The sequence below is a fragment of the Streptococcus sp. GMD1S genome, from assembly GCF_000296875.1.
In the GTDB taxonomy this organism is placed as follows: domain Bacteria; phylum Bacillota; class Bacilli; order Lactobacillales; family Streptococcaceae; genus Streptococcus.
The window spans coordinates 1-862 of record NZ_AJQY01000206.1 but is presented as its reverse complement, the minus strand read 5'-3'; the positions used below and the strand labels follow the sequence as shown (position 1 = coordinate 862).

Sequence of the window (862 nt, the reverse complement as noted above, 5' to 3'; positions counted from 1 at the left end):
AGGTAACAACCCAACAATCACTAACACGTATACTGAACCGAAAAAAGAAGAACCTAAGGAAGGTCCTAAGGGTGAACAGCCTAAGGGAGATTTGCCAAACACTGGTGGAGCAGACTTTACAGCATTCTCTACTATTCTTGGTCTAGTTCTTGCAGCTTTGGCAGGACTTGTATACCGTGCTAAAAAAGTTGACTAATCTTAACTTTGAATAACTAAAAAAGATGGCGACTGTTTTACAGTCCCATCTTTTTGTTTTGGATAGTTTATAATAATCTTCGCAACTCGTTCCCTTTTCCTTTAAAAAAATCAAAAATTTCGGTATAATAGTCAAAGATAGTCAAGGTTCAAAGAAGGAGTTTGATTTACTATGAGATTTAAAAATACATCAGATCATATCGAAGCCTATATCAAGGCGATTTTAGACCAGTCTGGTATCGTGGAATTGCAGCGGAGCCAGTTGGCAGATACCTTCCAGGTTGTACCGAGCCAGATCAACTATGTCATCAAGACTCGCTTTACGGAAAGTAGAGGTTACTTAGTTGAGAGCAAGCGTGGTGGTGGAGGCTACATTCGCATAGGGCGTATTGAGTTTTCCAATCATCACGAGATGCTACGCGATTTGCTTTATTCAATCGGAGAGCGAGTTAGTCAGGAGATTTATGAGGATATTCTCCAGCTTTTGGTGGAGCAGGACTTGATGACCAAGCAAGAGATGACCTTGCTGACTCCTGTAGCAACAGATCGTGTCCTAGGGGAAGAATCTTCAGTTGTCCGTGCCAATATGCTCCGACAGCTATTACAAGAGGTAGATAGAAAAGAGAAGTAAGATGAACTATTCAAAAGCATTGAATGAATGTATCGA

At 40.7% G+C, this 862-nt stretch carries 2 protein-coding genes; both read left to right on the top strand.

What is annotated here, in order from left to right:
* Nucleotides 1–196, top strand: a 196-nt coding sequence (locus tag GMD1S_RS08315; RefSeq protein WP_000463696.1) for an LPXTG cell wall anchor domain-containing protein, incomplete at its 5' end; no start/stop codon positions are given.
* Between the two features lie 171 nt (nt 197–367).
* Nucleotides 368–826, top strand: coding sequence for a CtsR family transcriptional regulator (locus GMD1S_RS08310; protein WP_001211255.1), 459 nt, complete (start codon nt 368–370; stop codon nt 824–826).
* Nucleotides 827–862 lie beyond the last annotated feature (36 nt).

Bases quoted from the DNA above. Each gene is read 5' to 3' on its own strand.
- GMD1S_RS08310 (WP_001211255.1), top strand. From the start codon at position 368: ATGAGATTTAAAAATACATCAGATCATATCGAAGCCTATATCAAGGCG.